Origin of the sequence: Streptomyces sp. NBC_01116, assembly GCF_041435495.1 — a bacterium.
Classification (GTDB): Bacteria; Actinomycetota; Actinomycetes; order Streptomycetales; family Streptomycetaceae; genus Streptomyces.
Window position 1 is genome coordinate 5,185,580 of the sequence record NZ_CP108644.1, and the last position, 22,781, is coordinate 5,208,360.

Sequence of the window (22,781 nt, forward strand, 5' to 3'; positions counted from 1 at the left end):
CTCACAGGACCGGGTCGACGCGGATGAAGCGGTTGTCGAACCAGCCCCGGTTGCTGGTCGCGGAGGTGCAGTAGGCGGAGACGGCCGTGTGGACGGCGCCCGGCTGGAGGCCCGCGACGCGGTAGCTGGTCGACACCGACGACAGCGCCTTGGAGCCGACGGTCGCCGAACGGGTCTCGTCGGCGGACGAGACGAGGACGCCGTCCTTGCGGATGTTGACGCCCATCCGGCACCACTGGCCGTCGACCCCCGTGTTCCCCAGGAAGCCGACCGTCACGAGGACCGCGCCGGAGACCGGGGCGGTGAACGTCGCCGTGATGGTGGGGCCCACGGTGTCGGTGACGGCTTCCACCCAGGCGGTGGAGGCGCAGTAGCCGCCGTCGCTGTTGCTCGCCCAGGCGGAGGCGGTGACGGCGGGCCGCCAGACGGTGCCGTCCCAGCGCTGGAGCCGCCCGCCCTCGTCGCGGTACTGCCCGGTGTACTCCCCGGTCGCGAGCGCGCCCTGAGGGGCGATGCCGCCGATCTGGCGCGGGTAGCCGGTCCAGCGGGTGCCGTCCCAGCGCTGGTACTCCGTCACGGTGTCGCGGTACTGGCCGACGTAACCGCCGGGGACGTCGCGGGCCCAGGACTCCGGGAGGATGCCGCCGACGGCCACCGTGGGGACCCGCAGGTCGTAGACGGCGTTGGCCCAGTCGATGCCGCCGGTCCCGGCGGAGGCGCCGGCCGGGATCCGGACCTGGGCGAGGGGGAGGGAGGCCGGCGGGAGGGCCGGCGGCTCCGGGGAGGCGGCGGCCTCGCCCTGGACGACCTCCAGAACGGCTTCGGTACGGCCGTCCTCGCTGTCGAACTGGGCGTCGTGGACCCGCAGGACCACCAGGTCGATCCGGGGGTTGGCGGCGTTGCCGTCGACGAAACCGACGTCGGTGTAGTCGGTGAGGACGACCGGGTAGGCCCCGGCCGGCCCCCGGCCCTGGATCACGGCGCGCCCCGGGGCGACGGTGGCCCGCATGCCCGCGGTCTCGCCGTACACGTACAGCGCGGACATCAGGTACGCGCCGTTGTCGGAGCCGGGGATGACGCCCCCGGCGCTGGTCAGAGCCCCGCTCGGGGCCATGGTGCCGACCGGGGAGAGGCGGGTGTCGGCCCGGGACTGGCCGGATTCGGTCTCGGTGCGGTTGATCAGCCAGGCGCTGCGTACGGGCATGGAGGTCCTCCTGGGAGAAAGGAACGGGTGGGGTGTCTCGGCGGGGCCGGAGCCCCTGGGGTCACCAGTGGGCGTCGCGCCACCGGACGGTGACGGAGGCCCGCGGGTCGGGGGTGGTGTCGTCGGAGCGGAACGCCAGCTCCGTCGCGCCCGGGGCCAGCCCGAACAGCTGCTCGGGGGCGGAGGCCGGGGCCGCGGTGTAGAGGCGGGAGGCGTTCCCGTTGAGCAGGACGGTGCCGGCCTCGGTGTCGACGCCCAGGACGTCCTGGGGGCCGAGCACGATGTCGTACTGGAGCTGCTTGCCGTCGGTGAGCCGGGTCAGGGTCGGGCGCCGGACCGGCCCCCGGAACTCGATCAGCGGGTGGGAGGTCGCGGATCCTCCGTTGACCGCGGTGCAGCTGCCCGTGGCGTTGCCGCCGACCCCGTCGGCCGGGTCCGGGGCGCCCCAGTCCAGCGGCCAGCGCAGGCCGAGCCCGGCCTCGGCCCCCTCCGGCCAGAGCAGCCCTGGTTCGGCCTGCGGCAGGAGGGCGCGGGCCTCGCGGAGCGCGGAGCCGAAGCGGCGCGGGTCGGTCGCGGTCCACTGGAGACTGGCCTTCGAGGTGCCGTGCACCACGAAGGAACGGTCCTGCGGAACGACCCGCCGGCTGACCCGGGCCCGTACGGCGAGGGTCTCCCCGTGCAGCCGCACGGCCAGCCAGTCCTCGCCGCCGTCCGCGCCGGTCGCGTCCCGGAAGCCGGCGGCCACGCCCCGGGCGTCCCGGGTGGTGCGGGGCAGCAGCCAGACGGTCGCCCCGACGAGCCGGGGCTGCGCCCACTGCGCGCCGGGCCAGGCGCCGTGCCGGTCGGGGCGGGAGACATCACCGGTGTCGAGCACCGGCAGGTCGTCCCAGCCCGTGACGCCGGTGCGGTCGATCTCGTACGGGGTACCGGGGCCCATCAGCAGTCCGGCCCACTGGATCTGCCCGTCGCGGGTGATCAGTGAGCCGGGTGCGGTCTCGTACGCGTATGCGGTTGTGGTCGCGGCCATGAGGGGCCGTCACCTCGCTTCATTCGTCGGGTGGATGGGTGCTCATGCCGCCGCTCGGTGCAGGAACAGCAGATCGGAGGCGATGGCGAGGGCTCCGCCCCGCCCGGCCGCGTGGTAGGTGTGCAGCCGGGCCCGCTCCGGAGCGGGCGGGCCGGAGGAGCGCCCGGCCGCCGGGGTCTCCTCGGCGGGGCGCAGCCGGTCCAGCGCCGACAGCGGGCGGACGGTCGAGGGGCCCCCGCCCGGCTGGACCACGCCCCCCTCGGCGAGCTGCGGGATCTTGGGCAGGTCGACGCCGAACTTCTTGCCGAGGATGGAGAAGCTCAGCCCGTTGAGGCCGTCGATCACCCAGTTGGCGAACGAGATCAGGGCCTTGACCGGCCCGGTGACGGCGGCCATGACGCCCTGCATGCCGGTGGACAGGAAGTCACCGATGGCGCCCAGAGCGGCGGAGGTGGCGTTCTTGACCCGGGTGAACATCTCGGGGATGCGCCGGGTGATCCAGTCCAAGGTGGGCTGGATCGCCTTCCTGAAGCCGTTCCAGGTCCGGCTGATCAGCCCGGTGACCGCGCGGGTCGCCGAGGAGACCGCGCTACGGGCGCCGTCGAAGCCGCGGGTCAGGGCCGTGCCGACGCCCCTGACGACCGCCGTGACGATCGTGCGTACGGCCTTGAACTGCGCCGAGACCACGGTGAGGTACGCCCGGACGACCGGCCCGAGGAACGTGCCGATCGTCCGGAAGACCGTCAGCACCTGGTCGAAGACCTGCTTCATGATCTTCTGGCCGGTCTGTGAGCTGAGCGCGTACTCGATGAGGAAGCCCGCGAGCGGCACGATCAGACCGAGGACGAACCCGAACGGATTGGCCCGCATCGCCACATTGACGGCCGTCATCGCGCCGGCGCCGACGGTGAGGGCGCCGCCGAGGAACCCCATCAGCCCGGAGACCGTGCCGACGCCCTTGCCCAGGATTCCGGCGGGCCCTCCGAAGACGCCGGAGCCGGAGGAGACGGCGCCGAGCGAGGCGGCGGCGGGTCGGACCCTGCCGCCGGCGGCGCGGAGCCGGGTCGCCGTGACCCCGGCGGCGCGGCCGGTGCCGGTCAGCGACCTCCCCGCCGCGTCCGCCCCGGTCCTCACCTGCCGTGCGGCCGGTGAGGCGGCGGTCGCACCGGCCCTGATCCCGTCGGCGGCGGCTCCGGCCCGGCCCGCGTCGCGCAGCGCCGCCGCCAGCGACGTGCCCGCCGCGCCCAGCCGCGTGCGGAAGCCGGAGAGCGCACCGGCCACGCCCGCGAAAGGATCGGCGCCCGCCCTGATCGCCGCGGCGCTCATCCGCGCGCCTTGGAGAGGAACAGCAGGGCGGTGGCGGTCTCCCGGAGATCGGCGGAGGACGCCTCGTAGTAGTTCTCGATCTGGAAGCCGGCGACCGCTCCGGCCGTGGAGTTGGCGGAGTCCGCCCGCGAGCGGCGCGCGGTGTGGCGCAGCAGCCGGTCCAGCTTGGAGAGCGGCAGGACGGCCTCGGCCTCACCGGCCTCGGCGACGATGGCGTGCACCCCTCCGTTGCGCGGCTGCACGATGCCGCCCGCCGCGAGCTGCGGGATCTTCGGCAGGCTGATGCCGAAGCTCTTGCCGCCGACGCCGGGGACCCAGCCCGGGATGGAGACCTTGATGCGGTTGAGGCTGCCGATCGCGGAGTTGATCAGCCGGATCACCGCGTTGATGGGGCCCTTCACCGCTCCCGTGATCCGGCCGAAGGCCCGGCTCGCGATGGACTGGAGGCCGCCCCAGATGCTGGAGAGCCGTTCCTTGACCCGGCTGAAGGCGGCCGGGACGGTGTTCCGGATCCAGTTGACGACCGGGGTGATGATCTTCTTGATCCCGTTCCAGACACTGGAGATCACGCCCCGGATGGCGTTCATCACCGTCGTGATGAGCTTGCGCCAGGCGTTGAAGTGGGACGTGATGACGCCGGCGACGGCCTTGATGACCACCGTGACGGCCTTCTTGATGCCGTTCCAGACCGACTTCATCAGGGCGCCGGCCTTGGTCATGATCGGCCCGACGGCCTTCATGACCCCGCTGATGACCTTCTTGATCGCGTCGAAGGCGACCTTCAGGACCTTCTGCATGGTCTTGGAACGGGCCGCCATGTCGACGACCTTCTCGATGAGCGGGGCGAGCAGCGACAGCAGCTGCCCGACGATGTTTCCCCGCATCGACTTGTTGAGGCCGTTCATGCCCTTGGACGCCTTGTCGGCGCCGGACTTGAACGTGCCGATCTGCGTGCCGCTCTTCTGACCGGTGGTGCCGGCCTTGGTGAGGGACCGGCCGGCCTTGTCGGCGGCGCGCTGGATGGCGGTCAGCTCGCGGGCGGAGGTCCGGGCGGAGGATTTGATCCCGGCCAGGCCCCGGGCCGCGGTGGTGGAGTTGCGGCCGAGGCCCGCGGTCGAGCGGGCCACGACGTCGGACGAGGAGCGAAACTGCTGCAGCGCGCTCGACCCGCGTTTGAGTGATTGCACGAGTGACAAGGGAAACCCCTCATGGTGTCCGTCGGGTGGCGGCGGGGCCTCGGGCGGCCTGCCGGAGATCACTGCTCCCTTCGCGGCGGAGCGGTGGCCCCGGCCGGATCACCCGATGGCCGCGGCCAGTTGGTCGACCCGCCGGTGCAACTCGTTGAGGTCGGCGGCTGCGGGGCGGGTGGCGGGGATGGTTCCGGGGGATCGCTGGACGTTGTTCCGCACCTGGTGGCCGGTGGTGTTCCGGGCCCGGGTGTTCGCGGCGACGCGCCTGTCCAGAGCGTCGATCCGCTTGTTCAGCTTCTTCACGGCGGCCTTGATCCTCAGGGTGAGCCGCTGGTCGAGGTTGTGGAAACGCCGGTTGAGGTCCAGCTCCGCGTTGTGCTGGTTGGTGCGGAACTGCTTCTCCCACTCGGTGCGTCTGAGAGCGAGATTGGCCAGCCGGAGAACCGCGCGGTTCACCCGCTCCGTCAGATCGAGCACGGTGAAGTCGTACTTTATGAAGGTCATCCCGATCGTTGCGGCGGCGGCGCCCACGGCGCCGGCGGTCAGCGCGGTGACGAGGCCCATGAATTCCGGCGTCTTGAAGCGCCGGGCATCCGGCGTCCATACGGAAGCGCCCGCCGCTTCGACCTCATCTGCGATCAGCTTCTTGAGCGACGCTTCGAAGGTCTTGTTCTTCTCCGCCGCCCCGGCATCCTTCTTCTTTTCCTCCTGCGCGAGAAAAGAGAATTGATCCTTGTCCAGCTTCCTCTGAATTTCTCCGGTGAGCCGGGAATCCCGTGCGCTCAGATCTGCTTTGAGCTGTTGTATCTGTTCCTCGGGACTTGCCATCTCGTTCCTCGCTCTTCTGGTAGCGTCCGTCGGGTGAGCGAATCAGTTGACATGGATGTAAGAGGCGACGCGCTGAGCGGGTCCCTGCTGTTCCGTCACGTAGTGGCTTTTGTCGCCACATTCCTCATCTTCTGGGGAGTCACGCTCCTCGTGGAGCTGTTCAGCAGGGTGGGGGACGGCGGAGCGTGCGGTCGCCTGGCCGGAGTGCCGTGCGAAGAGGGTTCGGCGCTGCTCGCGCTCGGCGCTCCGGCGTTCATCATCGGAATTCTTCTGCTCGACGGACTCGACCGGCGGGAGGGATGGACGGGGCCCGCCTACATATTCGCCTTTCATTCCTACTTCTATGCTGCGGGTGGAATCGGGCTCGCTTTCGCGTGGAACGTGGTCGACTCGGACAGTGTGCTGTGGTCCGTGTTTTCCGGCGCGATCGCTCTTGCTCTGCTGTGGCTGTGCGCGGTGCTGGCGAAGGGGTATTTCAAGGGTTTCCGCGAGAAGGGCGGAAAGCAGTGGGCCCGGGAGACGTTCTGGATTCTGGAGAACCTGCCGCAGTCGAAGAAGAAACGCCGTCGGATGCTGCGTTCGAGAGGACAGGAAGGCCGCCGAGCGCACAACGGCCACTTGATCCCCGAAACGAGCAGGGAGAAAAGGCACTGGGCCCTGTTCGCCGGGGAATCCCTGGTGGCCCTGCTCGGCGGCGTGATCGCCGCGGTGCTCTTCGTCCAGTACGTGTCGGGGAGCTGACCGGTCGGGCGGTGGCGGCCGTAGGGCCTTCGCGGGGCCTTCGCCGGGCTTTCCCACCGCTTCCCGCCGCTTGCCACCGCCTCTCACCGTCCGACGGCTCGTGCGCGACCCGTCAGGAGAAGAAGCGGGCGAGGTCGCTCGGACGGAGAGGTTCCGCCGGCTCCTCCGTCTCGGCCTCGTCGCCCGGTCTGGGCACCGGCACCGGCGCTTCCGGCGGATCGGCGTCCTCGTCGGTGTTGACCGAGGCGAACATCCAGTTGGCGGCGGCGAGATGGTCCACGGCCGCGGCGAGCAGATAGTCGGAGACGCCCCATTCCGACGCCTCGCCGTGGATCTCCTGGGCGACGGCGCTGTCTCGTGGCATGTGCTTGACCAGCACCGCGAGCCGGCGGGAGGTCAGCCGGCCGCGGTGCCAGTCCAGCAGGTCCACGCCGTAGTGCCGCAGCAGGTCGGCTTCCAGCGCCTCGGCGTGTTCTTCGGCGAACGCGTCGAGGCTCAGCCTTCCCCCAGGCCGAGCCCGGTCTCCCTGCCGTACGCCTCCAGGATCGCGGCGAGGTCCTGCATGGTGGTCTCGTGCCGTGCGAAACGGCCGAACTGCTCCTCGCCGAGCAGCAGCCGCAGCAGCCCGTCCACGTCGTTGTCGTCCAGCGAGCGCAGCGAGGCCGCGGTGGCGCGGGTCAGCTCGGTGGGCAGTTCGAAGGTGTCGTCGTCCAGGGTGAACGACCAGGTGCGGCCGAGCACCTCCAGGCGCTGGGCGCGCGCCGCGTTCACGTCGAAGGTTGCCATGCGGGATTCTCCGTTTCGGGTGTAGGGGGGAGGGGAGTGCGGGGCGGGGCCGGCGCCAACCGGCCCCGCCCCTGGGGTGTTACGGCGCCGGAACCGTCGGGACCGTGTAGGCCGCGTCCTTCATGACGAAGGTGGCCAGCGCGGAGCCGTCGCCCGGCGACAGGGCGGTGAAGGTGACGCCGAGCTGCGCGGCGGCCTTCCGGGCGAGCTTGATGTCGTCGGTGGCGGTCACCTGGCCGCGCGGGATGACGAAGCGGTACGTGACCTCCGCGCCGTCCGTGAACTCCAGCCCGAGGGCCCGCTCGTCGAAGGTCGGTCCGTCCGGAACGTCGAACTGGAAGACGCTCGCGGCGGCGTCCTTGCGGATGTCCGTGGACTTGCCGCCGAGGAAGAACGGCAGCGTGTCCTCGTTGAACTGGAGCATCGCGAACTTCAGCGTCAGGTCGCGGTCCGCGTAGACGAACCGGGCCGGGCTGATGGACTGCCACGTCTCGACCGGGTCCAGCTTGTCCTTCTTCGCGAAGGTCACGCCCTCCGTGGAGGTGTAGCCGAGGTCGGTCCAGGCCGACCCCCAGTCGGCCGCCGGGTTGTCGGAGAAGGCGTCCGGAAGGGGAGCGCCGATCTCGGCGACGAGGATGCGACCGGTTCCGGCCACGCGGATCTCGGAGGCGTTGTTGCCTGCCATGGATGACTCCTTGAGGTGGTTGGTCCCTGAATGGGTGACTGGGCGGGTGCTGGTGGTGCGTGCCGTCACGGGTACGGCAAAGGCCCCGCCGGACGGCAGGGCCTGGTCTGTGGGGCGTACGGGACGTGCCCGTACGGCGATGGGCGCGTACGGCCTCGGAGGCTGTACGGGATCGGCTCTGCGGCGTCAGCCGATGCGCAGGGAGACGCGCAGGACGCAGAGGTAGCGGTTGGCCGCGGGATGCAGGTACTCCGGCAGCCAGCGCGGACCGTCGGCCTCGACGACATCGCTGATCACGATGTCCGTTCCGTACCGCCGGCCCACCGCGCCGAGCAGTTCGGCCCGGGCGGAGTTGGCCAGGCGGTGCGCCGTCGCCTTGTCCGGCCCGTAGGCCTCCAGTTCGATCAGCGGCTGGTCGAGGTGGAGGTCGTCGACCCAGGCGCCACCGCGCCGGGAGACGATCACCGCCTTCTGCGTGCCGTCGAAGCCGGGCGGCGGAGTCTCGTCCACCACCGCGTCCGCCAGATCGGCGCGGTCGGAGAGGAGCTCCACGACGATGGCCTCCACGTCGGGGAAGGTGCTCGGAGGTGAAGTCATGACAGGGCGATCACTCCTGTTCGCGGAAGGGTGAGGTGCGGATGCGCGGACGGCGGAGCCGCGCCCGGAGGGTGGGCGCAGCTCCGCCGCTGCACCTATTGTGACTGAGATCGTGCGAGCGCGCAACCTGTTGGCGCGAAGGCGCAACGTCCGTGGTTCCGCTTCCGGGGCTGTCCATGCCCGGCGGCGCGCGGGTGGGGCCTGTTCTGGCCTCCCGCACTCCCGTGCCCGGTGCGTTATTCTGCGGTTATCGAACAGGCTTTCGAGAGTTGGCGGTTCTCAGTGGAGGAAGCGCCCTGACGAGCGTGCGGAGCGAGGAAACGGGGGAGCGGGTGGACGGGAGCGAGCCGGTGATCGGTGCCCAGGAGCGGCTGGCCGATGTCGTGGCCGCCGCGGTCGAGGTGGCCGCGGAGTCGGGGGAGTCGGGTACGTACACGGCGGAGGTCGCCCGCACGCTCACCGCCGTCGTCGGCAAGGTCGGGGCGAGAGTCGCGGTCGAGGCGGAGACGCGGGGGTTCCGCAGCGGCTGGGGCGAGGCGATCGCGCTGGCGTCCGGGGGCGCCGACGGCGGGGCCCAGGTCTTCCGCATGGCCGCCGCGCCCGAGAAGTAGCCGGGGGGACAGACAGGAAGGGGCGGCCCGAACGGGCCGCCCCTTCCTGTCTGTTCACACGCGCCTCACGGCCGGCGCCGGGTCTCCGGGGTCTTCCGCCGGGCCGCCCGTTCCGCCGCGAAGACGTCCTCCAGGCGGAACACGTGCGCACGGCCCTGCCGGCCGGCAGGGCTGAGGTGGCCCAGCTGGACCCACTTGCGGATCGTCGCCGGGGTCACGCCCGCCTCGTGCGCGGCCAGTGCTCCGGTCAGCAGGGTCGCGGCCGTCATCGCCCGCCCTCCCGCCGCGGGGTGTCCGCGGTCGCGCCGGTCAGCTCCGTGAGATCGCCGCCGGACTCCGCGGCGAGCCGCACCCAGGCGCCCTCGCTCCACGCGTGCCGGTGCGCCGGATCCGTACGGCAGTCGCAGGCGCGGTCCGTACAGCGGCAGGCCGGGTTGACGCAGAGCACCGCCCGGCGCGCGGGGAAGGCCCGCAGCGAGACCGAGTCGCACCAGGGGCAGCGGCCGCCCACTCGTACCACCGGTTCGGCGCCGCCCAGGGCCCGGGTGCAGCGGCGGGCCATCCGCCGGACCTCGTCCCTGATGTGTTCGAGGAGGACGTCGTCGGCGGCGGCCCGGTCGAGCAGCCCCGCGACGCGCAGCAGTCGCCCGGACACCCGCTCGCGGCGGGGGCGGGGCATCCGGAGCCGGTCGTGCACGGCCTCGTCCAGCTCGATCACGCCATCCGTGATGTCGCGTACGGCGTCGGAGATGTGGAGCCGCACGGGGGAGGTGCGGGAGCCGGACGGCGTGAGCCCGTGGGCCTGCTCGGCCCGCAGGGCCTCCTCCCGCTCGGCGCGGGTCGGGCCCGCCGGGGCCGGGCCGCGCCCGGAAGGGGCCGCCCGCGGGGCGGAGGGGGAGCGGTAGGAGGGAGCGAGTTCGACGAGCAGTTCCGGGAACTGGTGCAGCAGCAGCTCGATCCAGAGCACGGCGTCCGCGGCCGTGCTGTCGCTCCTGCTGCCGCTGCCGCTGCCGCTGCCGCCGTTGCCGTTGCCGTTGCCGTGCCCGGGATCCGGTGCGGTGGCGTGCGTTCCGGAGGGCTGCGGTGTGATCGGCGTGTTCGATGTGGAGGTGTTCGGTGTGGTCATGGCGATCCCTTCTCCCCGCGCAGAGATGTTGCGGGTCCGCACACTGACATGTTGCGTGCTCGCACGCAAGGGGGATTCGGGGGCTACGGGGCCTTTATCTCCACAGATTTTGCCCAAATGGTAGGGGTGCGCGGGGTAATTCCTTGCGCGCAAGCGCGATAGTCTGGACATCGCTTCGGAGGGAGGCGAGTGCCCCATGACCACGGGCGAACTCGACAGCTTCGCGACCTGGATCGAGGAACTGATCCGTCGGCGCGGCTTCGACATCGACAGTCCACGCGGCGGTGGCAAGTCCCGTCTCGCCGACGAGGCCGGGGTCCACCGGGCCGCCATCACCCGCCTTCTGCAGCGGCAGAGCATGCCCGACCTGGAGACCACCCGGCGTCTCGCCCAGGTGCTCCAGGTCCCGGTGCGCGACATGCTCATCCGCTCCGGGCGCCTCACCGAGGAGGACCTGCCGCTGCCGTCCGCCCCGGCGGGCGGGACCGTGGCCGGAGGCCGTCCGCTCACCCTGGAGGAGGCCGCTGTCGCCCTGGGTGTGCCGACCGACCAGCGTGAGATGTTCGTCCGGGTCGCGGGCCAGTTCCTCCCCGACCAGGCGGCCGCCGCCGTCGCCGGAAGCCGGGCGCCGCGCGCCTCCGACTGACGCCCGTCCCGCTGCCCGACCGCGTCGGCACGCGTCGGACCGGATCGGGGTGGCGCGGCAGGGCGTGGAGGCCGCCGCCGGACCGGCGACGGCCCGGGCGGGCCGCCTCCGCCTCCGGCCCGTAGGATGTCGTGGCCTGTCCCCCCGCCCCTGCAGGTCCAAGAACAGCGAGCACGGACGTACCCCGCCGGGTGCGCGCCGGGCGGAGCGAGCGTTCGATCGCCGTGAGCGCGTTCCGTGCCCCGCGCGGTCCGGAGCGTCTCGCGTGGACGGCAAGGAGGGGTACATGGCCGAGCGGGAGGACCGCGCCCGATCCGCGGCTCAGGACCCCCCGCCGTCGGGGCCCGGGACGGCCGGCGCCGCCCCGCCGGCCGGAGATCCGGGACCGGAGACGTACGCGGCCCTCCTGGCCGAACTCGGCGAACTGCTCGACGCCCATGAACCGCACGAGGTCGTCGTCCTGCTGCGGGCGGAGCTGGAGCGGCGGGAGCTGCGCGCGTACTCCCACGGCTGGCGTGACGCCGCCGACCACTTCGAGCCCGCCGTCGAGGCGGCGAGGGCCGCGAGCCTGCGCACGTTACGGCTGGTGGGGCGCACCCCGGGCCGGGCGGCCGTGATCCCCTTCCGGTCGGAGGGCCGCAACGGCGAACCCCATGGCACCGGTCGTGGGGACGGCCTGCCCGCCGAGGGTGAGCGCGGCGACGGCGTGCCGGACGGCGGCCGGAGCGACGGCGAGGAGCCCCGCCGCGACCGGCCCCGGGCGGCCGACCGGAATCAGGCGGCAGACCGGCCCCAGTCCGACCGGCCCCAGTCCGACCGGCCCGCCGGTGCGCCCCGGCCGTCCCGGCCGCCGCGCACCGGCGGTGGGCCCGAGCCCGCGCTCGTACCCAAGAGCCGCAACTCCCGGGTCCCGACGATTCCCACCCTCCCGGCGTCGCGGCTGCGTCTGCCGGGCAGGCCGTCGGCCGAGGGCGGGGGCTCCGCCACTCCCGACGACGGAGCGCGCTGAGGGCGGCCGAGGGCGCGGGCGGACCCGGCCGCCGGCCGCCCCGTCCGTACGCCGGCGGCCGGGGCGGTCCCGGCGTGTCGGCGTGGACAGCATTTGTTTTGACCCAGCTCCGTGAGGTAGGTACGCTCAAGCCTTGTGCCTGGGGTGTGCCTGGGCTCGTGTGCGTGTCCTCAACCGCATCGCGAGTCCGTCAGTAGCCACCGCAATCTGCGCCCTGCTGCCCTTGGGGCGGAAGTCCGCAGTATTCGACACACCCGACCGCGTGGGTCGGCGATGTTCCAGGTTAGTTTCACGAACGGCACACAGAAACCGGAGAAGTAGTGCCTACGATCCAGCAGCTGGTCCGGAAGGGCCGGCAGGACAAGGTCGAGAAGAACAAGACGCCCGCGCTCGAGGGTTCGCCCCAGCGTCGCGGTGTCTGCACGCGTGTGTTCACGACCACCCCGAAGAAGCCGAACTCGGCGCTCCGTAAGGTCGCGCGTGTGCGTCTGACCTCCGGCATCGAGGTCACGGCCTACATCCCGGGTGAGGGACACAACCTGCAGGAGCACTCCATCGTGCTCGTGCGTGGTGGCCGTGTGAAGGACCTGCCGGGTGTTCGTTACAAGATCATCCGCGGCTCCCTTGACACCCAGGGTGTCAAGAACCGCAAGCAGGCCCGCAGCCGCTACGGCGCCAAGAAGGAGAAGTAAGAATGCCTCGTAAGGGCCCCGCCCCGAAGCGCCCGGTCATCATCGACCCGGTCTACAGCTCTCCTCTTGTCACCTCGCTGATCAACAAGATCCTCCTCGACGGCAAGCGTTCCACCGCCGAGCGGATCGTGTACGGCGCCATGGAAGGCCTCCGCGAGAAGACCGGCAACGACCCGGTCATCACGCTGAAGCGCGCGCTTGAGAACGTCAAGCCCTCGCTCGAGGTCAAGTCCCGCCGTGTCGGTGGCGCCACCTACCAGGTGCCGATCGAGGTCAAGCCCGGTCGTGCCTCCACCCTCGCTCTGCGCTGGCTCGTCGGTTACTCCCGCGCCCGCCGCGAGAAGACCATGACCGAGCGCCTCATGAACGAACTGCTCGACGCCTCCAACGGCCTCGGCGCTTCGGTCAAGAAGCGTGAGGACACCCACAAGATGGCCGAGTCCAACAAGGCCTTCGCGCACTACCGCTGGTAGTCGCTACCCCCATCGAGACCGAGAGAAGATTGAGCCTTATGGCCACCACTTCGCTTGACCTGGCCAAGGTCCGCAACATTGGGATCATGGCCCACATCGACGCGGGGAAGACGACCACCACTGAGCGGATCCTCTTCTACACCGGTGTGAGCTACAAGATCGGTGAAGTCCACGACGGCGCTGCCACGATGGACTGGATGGAGCAGGAGCAGGAGCGCGGCATCACGATCACGTCCGCCGCGACGACCTGCCACTGGCCGCTCAACGATGTTGACCACACCATCAACATCATCGACACCCCGGGTCACGTCGACTTCACCGTCGAGGTGGAGCGTTCGCTCCGCGTCCTCGACGGCGCCGTCACCGTGTTCGACGGTGTGGCCGGCGTCGAGCCGCAGTCCGAGACCGTCTGGCGTCAGGCGGACCGCTACGGCGTTCCGCGTATCTGCTTCGTCAACAAGCTCGACCGCACCGGTGCCGACTTCTTCCGTTGCGTCCAGATGATCGTGGACCGCCTCGGCGCGACCCCGATCGTCATGCAGCTCCCCATTGGCGCCGAGGCGGACTTCACCGGCGTCGTCGACCTCGTGTCGATGAAGGCCTTCGTGTACCCCGAAGAGGCCGCCAAGGGCGAGATGTACAACACCGTCGAGATCCCGGACAACCTCAAGGAGTCGGCCGCCGAGTGGCGCGGCAAGCTCCTGGAGGCCGTGGCCGAGAACGACGACGACATGATGGAGCTGTACCTGGAGGGCACCGAGCCCACCCAGGAGCAGCTGCACGAGGCGATCCGTCGCATCACGCTGGCGTCGAAGGGCAGTGCCGACTCCGTCACCGTCACCCCGGTGTTCTGTGGCACCGCGTTCAAGAACAAGGGTGTCCAGCCCCTGCTCGACGCGGTCGTGCGCTACCTGCCTTCCCCCCTGGACGTCGAGGCCATCGAGGGCCACGACGTGAAGGACCCGGAGAAGGTCATCCAGCGCAAGCCCTCGGACGACGAGCCGTTCTCCGGCCTGGCGTTCAAGATCGCGAGCGACCCGCACCTGGGCAAGCTCACCTTCGTCCGGATCTACTCCGGTCGCCTGGAGGCCGGCACCGCGGTGCTGAACTCCGTCAAGGGCAAGAAGGAGCGCATCGGCAAGATCTACCGCATGCACGCGAACAAGCGTGAGGAGATCGCATCGGTGGGCGCGGGCGACATCATCGCCGTCATGGGTCTCAAGCAGACCACCACCGGTGAGACGCTGTGCGACGACAAGAACCCGGTCATCCTGGAGTCCATGGACTTCCCGGCGCCGGTCATTCAGGTCGCCATCGAGCCGAAGTCCAAGGGTGACCAGGAGAAGCTGGGTGTCGCCATCCAGCGCCTCTCGGAGGAGGACCCCTCCTTCCAGGTGCACTCCGACGAGGAGACCGGCCAGACCATCATCGGTGGTATGGGCGAGCTTCACCTCGAGGTGCTCGTCGACCGCATGAAGCGCGAGTTCCGCGTCGAGGCGAACGTCGGCAAGCCCCAGGTCGCGTACCGCGAGACGATCCGCAAGGCCGTCGAGCGCATCGACTTCACGCACAAGAAGCAGACTGGTGGTACCGGCCAGTTCGCGAAGGTGCAGATCGCCCTCGAGCCCATCGAGGGTGGCGACGCCTCCTACGAGTTCGTCAACAAGGTCACCGGTGGCCGCATCCCCCGTGAGTACATTCCCTCGGTGGACGCGGGTGCTCAGGAAGCCATGCAGTTCGGCATCCTGGCCGGTTACGAGATGGTCGGCGTCCGCGTCACCCTTCTCGACGGTGGTTACCACGAGGTCGACTCCTCGGAGCTCGCCTTCAAGATCGCCGGTTCGCAGGCGTTCAAGGAGGGTGCCCGCAAGGCCTCTCCCGTGCTCCTTGAGCCGATGATGGCCGTCGAGGTCACCACGCCCGAGGACTACATGGGCGATGTCATCGGCGACCTCAACTCCCGCCGTGGCCAGATCCAGGCCATGGAGGAGCGCAGCGGCGCTCGCGTCGTGAAGGGCCTCGTGCCCCTCTCGGAGATGTTCGGCTACGTCGGAGACCTCCGCAGCAAGACCTCGGGTCGCGCAAGCTACTCGATGCAGTTCGACTCCTACGCCGAGGTTCCGCGGAACGTCGCCGAGGAGATCATCGCGAAGGCCAAGGGCGAGTAACTCTCCCGAGCTCACGCTTTAGGCTTGTCACCGGAGCCTGGTGGGCATCGGGCACAGCGCGCGAGCACTGTGCCCGATGCCCCCGGCGCCGGCACCCCAGCAAAGATCACCTGGCGCCGATGAAGCAAGGCGTACAGAACCACTCAGGAGGACCCCAGTGGCGAAGGCAAAGTTCGAGCGGACTAAGCCCCACGTCAACATCGGCACCATCGGTCACATCGACCACGGTAAGACGACCCTCACGGCCGCCATTACCAAGGTGCTGCACGACGCGTACCCGGACCTGAACGAGGCCTCGGCCTTTGACCAGATCGACAAGGCTCCCGAAGAGCGCCAGCGCGGTATCACCATCTCCATCGCGCACGTCGAGTACCAGACGGAGTCGCGTCACTACGCGCACGTCGACTGCCCCGGTCACGCGGACTACATCAAGAACATGATCACGGGTGCGGCGCAGATGGACGGCGCCATCCTCGTGGTCGCGGCCACCGACGGCCCGATGCCGCAGACGAAGGAGCACGTCCTCCTGGCCCGCCAGGTCGGCGTCCCCTACATCGTCGTCGCGCTGAACAAGGCCGACATGGTGGACGACGAGGAGATCCTGGAGCTCGTCGAGCTCGAGGTCCGTGAGCTCCTCTCCGAGTACGAGTTCCCGGGCGACGACCTTCCGGTCGTCAAGGTCTCGGCGCTCAAGGCCCTTGAGGGCGACAAGGAGTGGGGCCAGACCGTCCTCGACCTGATGAAGGCCGTCGACGAGTCCATCCCGCAGCCCGAGCGTGACGTCGAGAAGCCGTTCCTCATGCCGATCGAGGACGTCTTCACGATCACCGGTCGCGGTACGGTCGTCACCGGCCGCATCGAGCGTGGTGTCCTGAAGGTCAACGAGACCGTCGACATCGTCGGTATCAAGACCGAGAAGACCACCACCACGGTCACCGGCATCGAGATGTTCCGCAAGCTGCTCGACGAGGGCCAGGCCGGTGAGAACGTCGGTCTGCTCCTCCGTGGCATCAAGCGCGAGGACGTCGAGCGCGGCCAGGTCATCATCAAGCCCGGCTCGGTCACGCCGCACACCGAGTTCCAGGCGCAGTCCTACATCCTGTCGAAGGACGAGGGTGGCCGTCACACCCCGTTCTTCAACAACTACCGCCCGCAGTTCTACTTCCGTACCACGGACGTGACGGGCGTTGTGACCCTTCCCGAGGGCACCGAGATGGTCATGCCGGGTGACAACACCCTCATGGACGTGTCGCTGATCCAGCCCGTCGCCATGGAAGAGGGCCTGAAGTTCGCCATCCGTGAGGGTGGCCGGACCGTGGGCGCCGGCCAGGTCACCAAGATCATCAAGTAGTTTCTGCTTGGTCCTTGGACCTGGTGGCTCACCGAGCCGCAAGAAGGGCCCCGCACCTCGGAAGAGGTGCGGGGCCCTTCGCTATGGTCGGACGGGCAGGGGCCGAGGAGCGGAGTGCGGGGGCGGGTACGGGCATGACCGAAGAGGCACGTGGAGCGCGGATCGCCGACCGGGTGGCCCACGCGGCCGTCGCCGCCTGGATCGTGTGGGTGGTGAACGCCAGTGCCGCGGCCGTCAGGGGCATCGGCTTGGCCGAGCAGTTCACCGAACACGTCGCCTGGTGGCAGTACGCGCTCTTCGCCGGGCTCATCGTGGTCCGCCCGGTCGCGGCGCGCAGCCTCACGCCCGTGCTCGTCGGACCGGACCTCGACCTGCGGCCCACCGGGGCGGCGGCACGGCTGGGGGCGCTGCTGGCGGTGCTCGCGGCGACCGTCGTCGCCGTCGGCCTGCTGACCCTCGCGGCAGGCACTCTCGTCGAGGGCGACCATCCCTCCCGGCTGCTCTCCGCCGCCGGCGACCACCTGACCGGGGCCCCCTCCCTGGTCCTGGCCGGAGCGATGGCCGCTTTCGCGCTCCTGTCGCCCGCGGTGTGGCCCGTGGTGCCGCTCGGCAGGCGCGGAGGGACCAGCCGCGGAACGCGATGACGCACGGCGGATGGCGAGGGTGCGTCGCTGCGGCCCAGAAATGGGTGTAGGGCCCCGGTACCTCAGGGCGGCGAGGTAAGGGGGCCCTACGGTTCACGGGGCGGCGGGTCCGTCAGGTGCCCGCAGCCCCGGGCGGTGGGGTCGGTCAGACGCCCGCGATCGACTGGATCCAGGACCGGTACGCGGTGACGTTCGTGTACGCGGTCGTGGTCTGCCGGTCGCTGGTGGAGGCGACGCCGACCTGGATGCCGTTCGCCGTCATCGGGCCGCCGGAGTCGCCGCCGGCGGTGATGCCGTTGCCGCGGCGGGCGCAGATCGCCGAGCCGCCGTACGCGTCACCGCAGCCGCCGGTGACCGTCACGTTGGCGACCTTCAGGTAGCGGGACTGGCAGTTGGCCTCGGAGCCGCACTGCGAGGTGGCGCCCCAGCCCCAGACCTGGACGCTCTGCCCGACGCTCACCGAGCCGGGCGAGCCGAGCCGGGAGTAGGTCGCCTGCACGGAACGGTCCAGGCGCACCAGCGCCAGGTCCGAGCTGTGGGTGTAGGTCTGGGCGCCGTTGGCGACCACACCGCCGCTGTGCTGGTCGAGGCTGCCGATGCGGAACGACAGACCGCCGCCGGTGACGCAGTGCTTGGCGGTGAGGATCCAGGTCGGCGCGATGATCGTCGCCGAACAGGTCTCTCTGCCGTTCGAGAAGAGGCGGGCGGCCCAGGGGGCGTTGGACGCCTGGCCGCCGCCGATGATCTGGGTGGTCGGGGGCGGGGAGTCCTGGAGCGGTGCCTCGGGAGCGGCCGAGGCGGACGGTGCGAAGAGGGCGAGGACACAGGCCGCTGCGGCGGCGGCAGCGGGCACGAGCCTGGATATACGCATGATTCCTCGTTTCGCGCGACACGCCGGGGTGTGCGTGTCCGTGGGGGATGGTGGGCAACAGGGTGCCGGAGCGCGACGAGGCGGGGGTACTAGCGTTTGGGTATAACTCGGCGTTATGGGGCGGCGGTTGGGCCGGACGCGTCCGCTCCCGCGGTCGCCGGTCGCCACACCCAGGGCACGGCGTCCGGCCCGAACCCCACGACGGACGGCCGCCCGCCCACCGCGCCGAGGTGGAGGGCGACACCGTCCAGGGCGACCGGTCCCCGGGACCGCACGGCGGTGCCCGAGGCGGTACGCAGCTGGATCCGCCCCTCCGCGGTACGGCCGAGCAGGACCGGGCCGCCCGGTGAGGCGGCGGCGGTCACCGGACCGTACCCGCCGAAACGGGGCGCGGGTGCGCCGTCGGCCCGCACGGCGACGAGCCGTTCCCGCGCGGCCGGCCGGTAGTACAGCTCCACGGACCCGTCGGGCGCGGGGAGTGCGCCGGGCGCGTGCGCCGGAACGGGGACCTCGGCGAGCTGGGTACGGGCGGTGACGTCCGAGCCCGGGGCGTCCTGGGCCCAGTGGTGCACGGCACCGTGCCCGGCCGCGTACACATGGACGCGCCCCGCCGTGTCCACGACCGCCGTCAGCCCGTCCTGCACCTCGCCGCCGCCCAGATCCCGCCACCCGCTCCAACGCCCGGTGCCCGCGTCCCGGACCCGGGTGCTCAGCCCCTTCTCCGCGTTCCGTACGAAGAGGTGGACGCGGCCGCCCGGGGCGGCCACGGCGACGGGCGTGCCGACGCGGCGCCCGTGGTCGCCGGTGGTGGCGGGGTTGCCCAGCCCCCGCCAGGCACGGAAGGGGCCGTCCGGCGAGCGCTGCTCCAGCAGCACGATCTCGCGCTCGTTGCCCGAGCCGTGCCCCGAGAGCTCCGCGAACCGCAGCCCGAACAGCAGGTGCCGGCCGTCCGCCGTCGTCGCCGAGCCCAGCACCGGGGAGAGCGGACCGCCGCCGAGGTCGTCCGGCGCGTCCAGGGTCCCGCTGCCGGGCGCGCTCTCGCGCCACCGGACGGCACGCAGCCCCAGCACCCCGTAGACGGTGAGCCGGCCGTCCGGCCCGGAAGCGGCCTGGGCGCGGGGGCCCGGGTAGCGGTGGTGGGTGGAGCGGACCCAGCCCTTGCGGCTGGCCAGGGGCCGGTCTCCGCCGATGTTGTAGTCGCCGCAGCCCGACGGGTGGCCGCACTCCCAGTCGGGCGCGCCGCCGTACGGGACGAGGTGGGCGGCCTTGCGCTCCAGCACCTCGGGCGGCAGGTTCTTGGGCCAGTGGTGGTTGTAGTACCCCCGGTACGCCGCGACGACGAACCCGGGCACCGGCTCCCCGCGGCGCGTCGTCGCCGCCACCCAGTGGATCAGGGCCGCCCAGGCGAAGCACCCGGCCGGGGTGTGGTCCGCGTGGTCGGAGTACCCGCGCTGCTCACTGTCCCGGAGGCGTTCGCCCTCGCTGCTGTCCCGGAGGTCGGGGTCCGGGTCGAGCGTGTGCACGACGGTCGGCCGGTACTCCTCCAGCAACCCGACGAGGACGTCGATCAGGGACTCGTACGTATACGAACCGGCCTTCTGCAAGGGGGAGTCGTCGGCGACGACGGTACGCAGCACCAGCCGCCGGTCCTCCCAGAGGCCGGGCAGCCCGAGGCGGCCGCGCCCGGTGTGCATCGCGGTGTTGAGGAAGATCAGCTCGACCCGGCGGGCCCCGGCGGCCAGGACGTTCCGCTCGGCCCGGTGGCCGCCGCGCAGGGTGAGCACCGATCTCTGCCAGGGGGTGAACCGGTCGAGCCCGAGCAGCTCGGCGTACGCCTGGCGCAGGCCCTGCTGCCGGGCGGAGGAGTACGCGGCATGGTCGGGCTTCGGGCGCGGGGCCCCGGGGACCTTGTTGAGGCCGTCGGCATCGCCCGCGCTCAGGTAGACGCAGACCACCGGGGTCCCGGCGTCGAGGGCCTCACGGGTGTCGGGGTTCATCAGGTACAGGTCGTCGTCGGGGTGGGCCAGCACCTGCATCAGCCGCGCCCGCCTGCCGCTCGCTATGGCCAGGCCGGGGGCCGGGTCCGGCATCGGACCGCGGCGCCGCGGAGCCGTTACGGCACATCCGGCGGTGGCGGCGGTGGCGGCGGTCGCGAGGAGGAGGGCGCGCCGGGGTATCCGTATCCGGGACAGGACAGATCGATCCACCACGTCGCGCACCCCGTCCGCTCCCGCTTCCCCCGCAGCGGGCGAACGGCCGCCCTGTCCTGCGCACTGCCCGGCTCTGTCGCGGGCCACCGGCCGGTCGATCCGTGCCCGCGGGGGAGTAGACGGGGATCGGGGCGGAAGGGTTGCGCGCTCGGGGCGCGGGCTCGCGCTCCGGAACCCGTCGGCGGGGCCTTTGTCCGGGTCCCGGCACCGCCGGATGCGCGCCCGCGTTTGAGCACTCGCTCGCACGGGGTAGTATTCCCGACTCGATTGGCCAGGCCCGCGCCCCGTATGGCACACTGACCAGGTTGCTCGGTTGAGTGTCAATGCTGCGCGCCTCCCGCCGGGAGGACCGGAAGCGAGTCCCACAGTACTCGTCGGCCCCCAGGGCCGGACGTACGGGAATCTTTCGGGAAGCAACGCAGGGCGCCGGCCAGGCACCCGGTGGGTGTTCCGCCCCCGGTTCCGCGGTCTCAGGGTCCGCACCCCCTTGGTTGGGATCTCCTTCGGGAGATTTTCGTAGAGGGGATGCGACACGCCCGACCGCGTGGGTCGGAGGGGGAGTCCAGAGAACCCCCGGGTTCCAGAGCGTTACGAGAGACAGGACTACTAGTAGCCATGGCGGGACAGAAGATCCGCATCCGGCTCAAGGCCTACGACCACGAGGTCATCGACTCCTCGGCGAAGAAGATCGTCGAGACGGTGACCCGCACTGGTGCGTCGGTCGCGGGCCCGGTGCCGCTGCCCACTGAGAAGAACGTGTACTGCGTCATCAAGTCGCCGCACAAGTACAAGGACTCTCGCGAGCACTTCGAGATGCGCACCCACAAGCGCCTCATCGACATCCTCGACCCCACGCCGAAGACGGTTGACTCGCTGATGCGCCTCGACCTCCCGGCGGGCGTCGACATCGAGATCAAGCTCTGAGGGGACGGGCCGAGATGAGCAAGAACATCAAGGGCGTCCTGGGCGAGAAGCTCGGCATGACCCAGGTCTGGGACGAGAACAACCGGGTTGTCCCGGTGACCGTCGTCAAGGCCGGTCCGTGCGTCGTGACGCAGGTTCGCACCAACGACAGCGACGGCTACGAAGCGGTCCAGATCGCCTTCGGCGAGATCGACCCGCGCAAGGTGAACAAGCCCCTCAAGGGTCACTTCGCCAAGGCCGACGTCACCCCGCGCCGCCACCTGGTGGAGCTCCGCACCCCTGACGCCAGCGAGTACACGCTGGGCCAGGAGGTCACTGCCGAGGTGTTCGAGTCCGGCGTCAAGGTCGACGTCACGGGCAAGAGCAAGGGCAAGGGCTTCGCCGGTGTCATGAAGCGTCACAACTTCAAGGGCCTCGGCGCCGGGCACGGCACCCAGCGCAAGCACCGTTCCCCCGGTTCCATCGGTGGCTGCGCCACCCCTGGGCGTGTCTTCAAGGGCATGCGCATGGCGGGCCGTATGGGTAACGAGCGCGTCACCACCCAGAACCTGACCATCCACGCGGTTGACGCGGAGAAGGGTCTGCTCCTCATCAAGGGTGCGGTCCCCGGTCCGAACGGCGGCCTCGTCCTGGTCCGTACCGCGGCCAAGGGGGCTTGAGGTAATGAGCACCATTGACATCCTTTCGCCGGCAGGCGACAAGGCCGGTACCGTCGACCTCCCCGCGGAGATCTTCGACGCGAAGACCAGCGTTCCGCTGATCCACCAGGTCGTTGTCGCTCAGCTGGCGGCTGCCCGTCAGGGCACGCACAAGACCAAGCGCCGCGGCGAAGTCCGCGGTGGTGGCAAGAAGCCTTACCGCCAGAAGGGCACCGGCCGCGCCCGTCAGGGTTCGACCCGCGCCCCGCAGTTCGCCGGTGGTGGCGTCGTCCACGGCCCGCAGCCGCGTGACTACTCGCAGCGGACCCCGAAGAAGATGAAGGCCGCCGCCCTGCGCGGTGCCCTCTCGGACCGGGCCCGTCACTCCCGTATCCACGTCGTCACCGGCGTGGTCGAGGGTGCCGCCTCCACGAAGGCCGCCAAGACGCTGCTCGGCAAGATCTCGGAGCGCCAGAACCTGCTCCTGGTCGTCGACCGCGCCGACGAGGCCGCGTGGCTGTCCGCGCGCAACCTGCCCCAGGTGCACATCCTGGAGCCGGGCCAGCTCAACACGTACGACGTGATCGTCTCTGACGACGTGGTCTTCACCCAGGCCGCTTTCGAGTCCTTCGTGTCTGGCCCCCAGACCGCTGAGACCGAAGGGAGCGACGCCTGATGAGCGAGGCGACCGTAACCAGCAAGACGTACTCGGACCCGCGTGACGTTCTCGTCAAGCCCGTGGTCTCCGAGAAGAGCTACGCGCTGCTCGACGAGAACAAGTACACGTTCATCGTCGCGCCCGGCTCCAACAAGACCCAGATCAAGCAGGCCGTGGAAGCGGTCTTCTCGGTCAAGGTCACCGGGGTCAACACGATCAACCGGCAGGGCAAGCGCAAGCGCACCAAGACCGGCTTCGGCAAGCGCTCCGACACGAAGCGCGCCATCGTGACCCTCGCCGAGGGCGACCGTATCGACATCTTCGGCGGCCCGACCTCCTAACGGAGGTCGAGTCGTCCGGAATCGGACGAGGACTG

Annotated in this window: 26 protein-coding genes; 13 read left to right on the forward strand and 13 right to left on the reverse strand. The window is 70.7% G+C overall.

Annotated elements, in window-relative coordinates; translation table 11 throughout:
* Window position 1: 1 nt before the first annotated feature.
* The 5 genes from OG245_RS22845 to OG245_RS22865 all read right to left on the reverse strand — a co-directional run bounded on the left by OG245_RS22845 (window position 2) and on the right by OG245_RS22865 (window position 5,575).
* On the reverse strand, window positions 2–1,204 hold the full coding sequence (locus OG245_RS22845; RefSeq protein ID WP_371625341.1) for a hypothetical protein: 1,203 nt from the start codon (window positions 1,202–1,204) through the stop codon (window positions 2–4).
* A gap of 61 nt (window positions 1,205–1,265) precedes the next feature.
* Window positions 1,266–2,231 carry a phage tail protein gene (locus tag OG245_RS22850; protein WP_371625342.1) on the reverse strand — a complete coding sequence of 322 codons (966 nt, stop codon included), beginning with the start codon at window positions 2,229–2,231 and terminating at the stop codon, window positions 1,266–1,268.
* Window positions 2,232–2,273: 42 nt separating this feature from the next.
* Complete coding sequence (locus OG245_RS22855; RefSeq protein ID WP_371625343.1) at window positions 2,274–3,557, reverse strand: tape-measure protein; 1,284 nt, start codon at window positions 3,555–3,557, stop codon at window positions 2,274–2,276.
* On the reverse strand, window positions 3,554–4,753 hold the full coding sequence (locus OG245_RS22860) for a phage tail protein (protein WP_371625344.1): 1,200 nt from the start codon (window positions 4,751–4,753) through the stop codon (window positions 3,554–3,556). Before OG245_RS22860 ends, OG245_RS22855 begins: the two co-directional genes overlap by 4 nt.
* A gap of 99 nt (window positions 4,754–4,852) precedes the next feature.
* Complete coding sequence (locus OG245_RS22865) at window positions 4,853–5,575, reverse strand: hypothetical protein (protein ID WP_371625345.1); 723 nt, start codon at window positions 5,573–5,575, stop codon at window positions 4,853–4,855.
* Window positions 5,576–5,608: 33 nt separating this feature from the next.
* Here OG245_RS22865 and OG245_RS22870 point away from each other — a divergent pair, with 33 nt between their 5' ends.
* The gene (locus tag OG245_RS22870) at window positions 5,609–6,316 is read left to right on the forward strand and encodes a hypothetical protein (protein WP_371625346.1); all 708 of its coding nucleotides are present in this window, start codon (window positions 5,609–5,611) and stop codon (window positions 6,314–6,316) included.
* A gap of 112 nt (window positions 6,317–6,428) precedes the next feature.
* On the opposite strand, the gene OG245_RS22875 is transcribed toward OG245_RS22870, so the two are convergent.
* The 4 genes from OG245_RS22875 to OG245_RS22890 all read right to left on the reverse strand — a co-directional run bounded on the left by OG245_RS22875 (window position 6,429) and on the right by OG245_RS22890 (window position 8,384).
* Window positions 6,429–6,746 (reverse strand): hypothetical protein, encoded by a 318-nt coding sequence (locus OG245_RS22875; RefSeq protein WP_371625347.1) that lies wholly within the window; start codon window positions 6,744–6,746, stop codon window positions 6,429–6,431.
* A 65-nt stretch (window positions 6,747–6,811) separates the two neighbouring features.
* Window positions 6,812–7,102 (reverse strand): hypothetical protein, encoded by a 291-nt coding sequence (locus OG245_RS22880; protein WP_371625348.1) that lies wholly within the window; start codon window positions 7,100–7,102, stop codon window positions 6,812–6,814.
* Between the two features lie 79 nt (window positions 7,103–7,181).
* Window positions 7,182–7,787, reverse strand: a complete 606-nt coding sequence (locus tag OG245_RS22885) for a phage tail protein (RefSeq protein ID WP_371625349.1) — start codon at window positions 7,785–7,787, stop codon at window positions 7,182–7,184.
* Between the two features lie 186 nt (window positions 7,788–7,973).
* Entirely contained in the window at window positions 7,974–8,384 is a 411-nt protein-coding gene (locus OG245_RS22890; RefSeq protein ID WP_371625350.1) for a hypothetical protein, read from the reverse strand.
* Between the two features lie 305 nt (window positions 8,385–8,689).
* Here OG245_RS22890 and OG245_RS22895 point away from each other — a divergent pair, with 305 nt between their 5' ends.
* A complete protein-coding gene (locus tag OG245_RS22895; RefSeq protein WP_371625351.1) occupies window positions 8,690–8,995 on the forward strand; it encodes a hypothetical protein in 306 nt (101 codons plus the stop codon).
* Between the two features lie 65 nt (window positions 8,996–9,060).
* On the opposite strand, the gene OG245_RS22900 is transcribed toward OG245_RS22895, so the two are convergent.
* Together OG245_RS22900 and OG245_RS22905 are read right to left on the reverse strand one after the other, a co-directional pair.
* Window positions 9,061–9,264, reverse strand: coding sequence for a hypothetical protein (locus OG245_RS22900; protein ID WP_371625352.1), 204 nt, complete (start codon window positions 9,262–9,264; stop codon window positions 9,061–9,063).
* On the reverse strand, window positions 9,261–10,121 hold the full coding sequence (locus OG245_RS22905) for a hypothetical protein (RefSeq protein WP_371625353.1): 861 nt from the start codon (window positions 10,119–10,121) through the stop codon (window positions 9,261–9,263). Before OG245_RS22905 ends, OG245_RS22900 begins: the two co-directional genes overlap by 4 nt.
* Before the next feature lie 196 nt (window positions 10,122–10,317).
* Here OG245_RS22905 and OG245_RS22910 point away from each other — a divergent pair, with 196 nt between their 5' ends.
* The 7 genes from OG245_RS22910 (at window position 10,318) to OG245_RS22940 (ending at window position 17,104) form a co-directional block, all read left to right on the forward strand.
* Entirely contained in the window at window positions 10,318–10,767 is a 450-nt protein-coding gene (locus OG245_RS22910; RefSeq protein ID WP_371625354.1) for a helix-turn-helix domain-containing protein, read from the forward strand.
* A gap of 286 nt (window positions 10,768–11,053) precedes the next feature.
* A complete protein-coding gene (locus OG245_RS22915) occupies window positions 11,054–11,776 on the forward strand; it encodes a hypothetical protein (protein WP_371625355.1) in 723 nt (240 codons plus the stop codon).
* A 320-nt stretch (window positions 11,777–12,096) separates the two neighbouring features.
* Window positions 12,097–12,468 carry a 30S ribosomal protein S12 gene (gene rpsL / locus OG245_RS22920; RefSeq protein WP_003948652.1) on the forward strand — a complete coding sequence of 124 codons (372 nt, stop codon included), beginning with the start codon at window positions 12,097–12,099 and terminating at the stop codon, window positions 12,466–12,468.
* Window positions 12,469–12,470: 2 nt separating this feature from the next.
* On the forward strand, window positions 12,471–12,941 hold the full coding sequence (gene rpsG / locus OG245_RS22925; RefSeq protein ID WP_003966970.1) for a 30S ribosomal protein S7: 471 nt from the start codon (window positions 12,471–12,473) through the stop codon (window positions 12,939–12,941).
* A 38-nt stretch (window positions 12,942–12,979) separates the two neighbouring features.
* A complete protein-coding gene (fusA, locus tag OG245_RS22930) occupies window positions 12,980–15,109 on the forward strand; it encodes an elongation factor G (protein ID WP_371625356.1) in 2,130 nt (709 codons plus the stop codon).
* A gap of 157 nt (window positions 15,110–15,266) precedes the next feature.
* Window positions 15,267–16,460, forward strand: a complete 1,194-nt coding sequence (gene tuf, locus OG245_RS22935; protein WP_007445914.1) for an elongation factor Tu — start codon at window positions 15,267–15,269, stop codon at window positions 16,458–16,460.
* A gap of 134 nt (window positions 16,461–16,594) precedes the next feature.
* Entirely contained in the window at window positions 16,595–17,104 is a 510-nt protein-coding gene (locus tag OG245_RS22940; RefSeq protein WP_371625357.1) for a hypothetical protein, read from the forward strand.
* Window positions 17,105–17,249: 145 nt separating this feature from the next.
* Here OG245_RS22940 and OG245_RS22945 read toward each other — a convergent pair whose 3' ends face one another.
* The gene (locus tag OG245_RS22945; RefSeq protein ID WP_371625358.1) at window positions 17,250–17,975 is read right to left on the reverse strand and encodes a trypsin-like serine protease; all 726 of its coding nucleotides are present in this window, start codon (window positions 17,973–17,975) and stop codon (window positions 17,250–17,252) included.
* Window positions 17,976–18,088: 113 nt separating this feature from the next.
* Entirely contained in the window at window positions 18,089–20,152 is a 2,064-nt protein-coding gene (locus tag OG245_RS22950) for a PIG-L family deacetylase (RefSeq protein ID WP_371627961.1), read from the reverse strand.
* A 648-nt stretch (window positions 20,153–20,800) separates the two neighbouring features.
* Here OG245_RS22950 and rpsJ point away from each other — a divergent pair.
* Genes rpsJ through rplW form a run of 4 tightly spaced genes read left to right on the forward strand, consistent with a single transcriptional unit; the run spans window position 20,801 to window position 22,746 of the window.
* Window positions 20,801–21,109 carry a 30S ribosomal protein S10 gene (rpsJ, locus tag OG245_RS22955; RefSeq protein WP_003948644.1) on the forward strand — a complete coding sequence of 103 codons (309 nt, stop codon included), beginning with the start codon at window positions 20,801–20,803 and terminating at the stop codon, window positions 21,107–21,109.
* Between the two features lie 14 nt (window positions 21,110–21,123).
* Window positions 21,124–21,768 carry a 50S ribosomal protein L3 gene (rplC, locus tag OG245_RS22960; protein WP_003966960.1) on the forward strand — a complete coding sequence of 215 codons (645 nt, stop codon included), beginning with the start codon at window positions 21,124–21,126 and terminating at the stop codon, window positions 21,766–21,768.
* Between the two features lie 4 nt (window positions 21,769–21,772).
* Window positions 21,773–22,423, forward strand: a complete 651-nt coding sequence (gene rplD, locus OG245_RS22965; RefSeq protein ID WP_003966959.1) for a 50S ribosomal protein L4 — start codon at window positions 21,773–21,775, stop codon at window positions 22,421–22,423.
* A complete protein-coding gene (gene rplW / locus OG245_RS22970) occupies window positions 22,423–22,746 on the forward strand; it encodes a 50S ribosomal protein L23 (protein ID WP_007446738.1) in 324 nt (107 codons plus the stop codon). Before rplD ends, rplW begins: the two co-directional genes overlap by 1 nt.
* Window positions 22,747–22,781 lie beyond the last annotated feature (35 nt).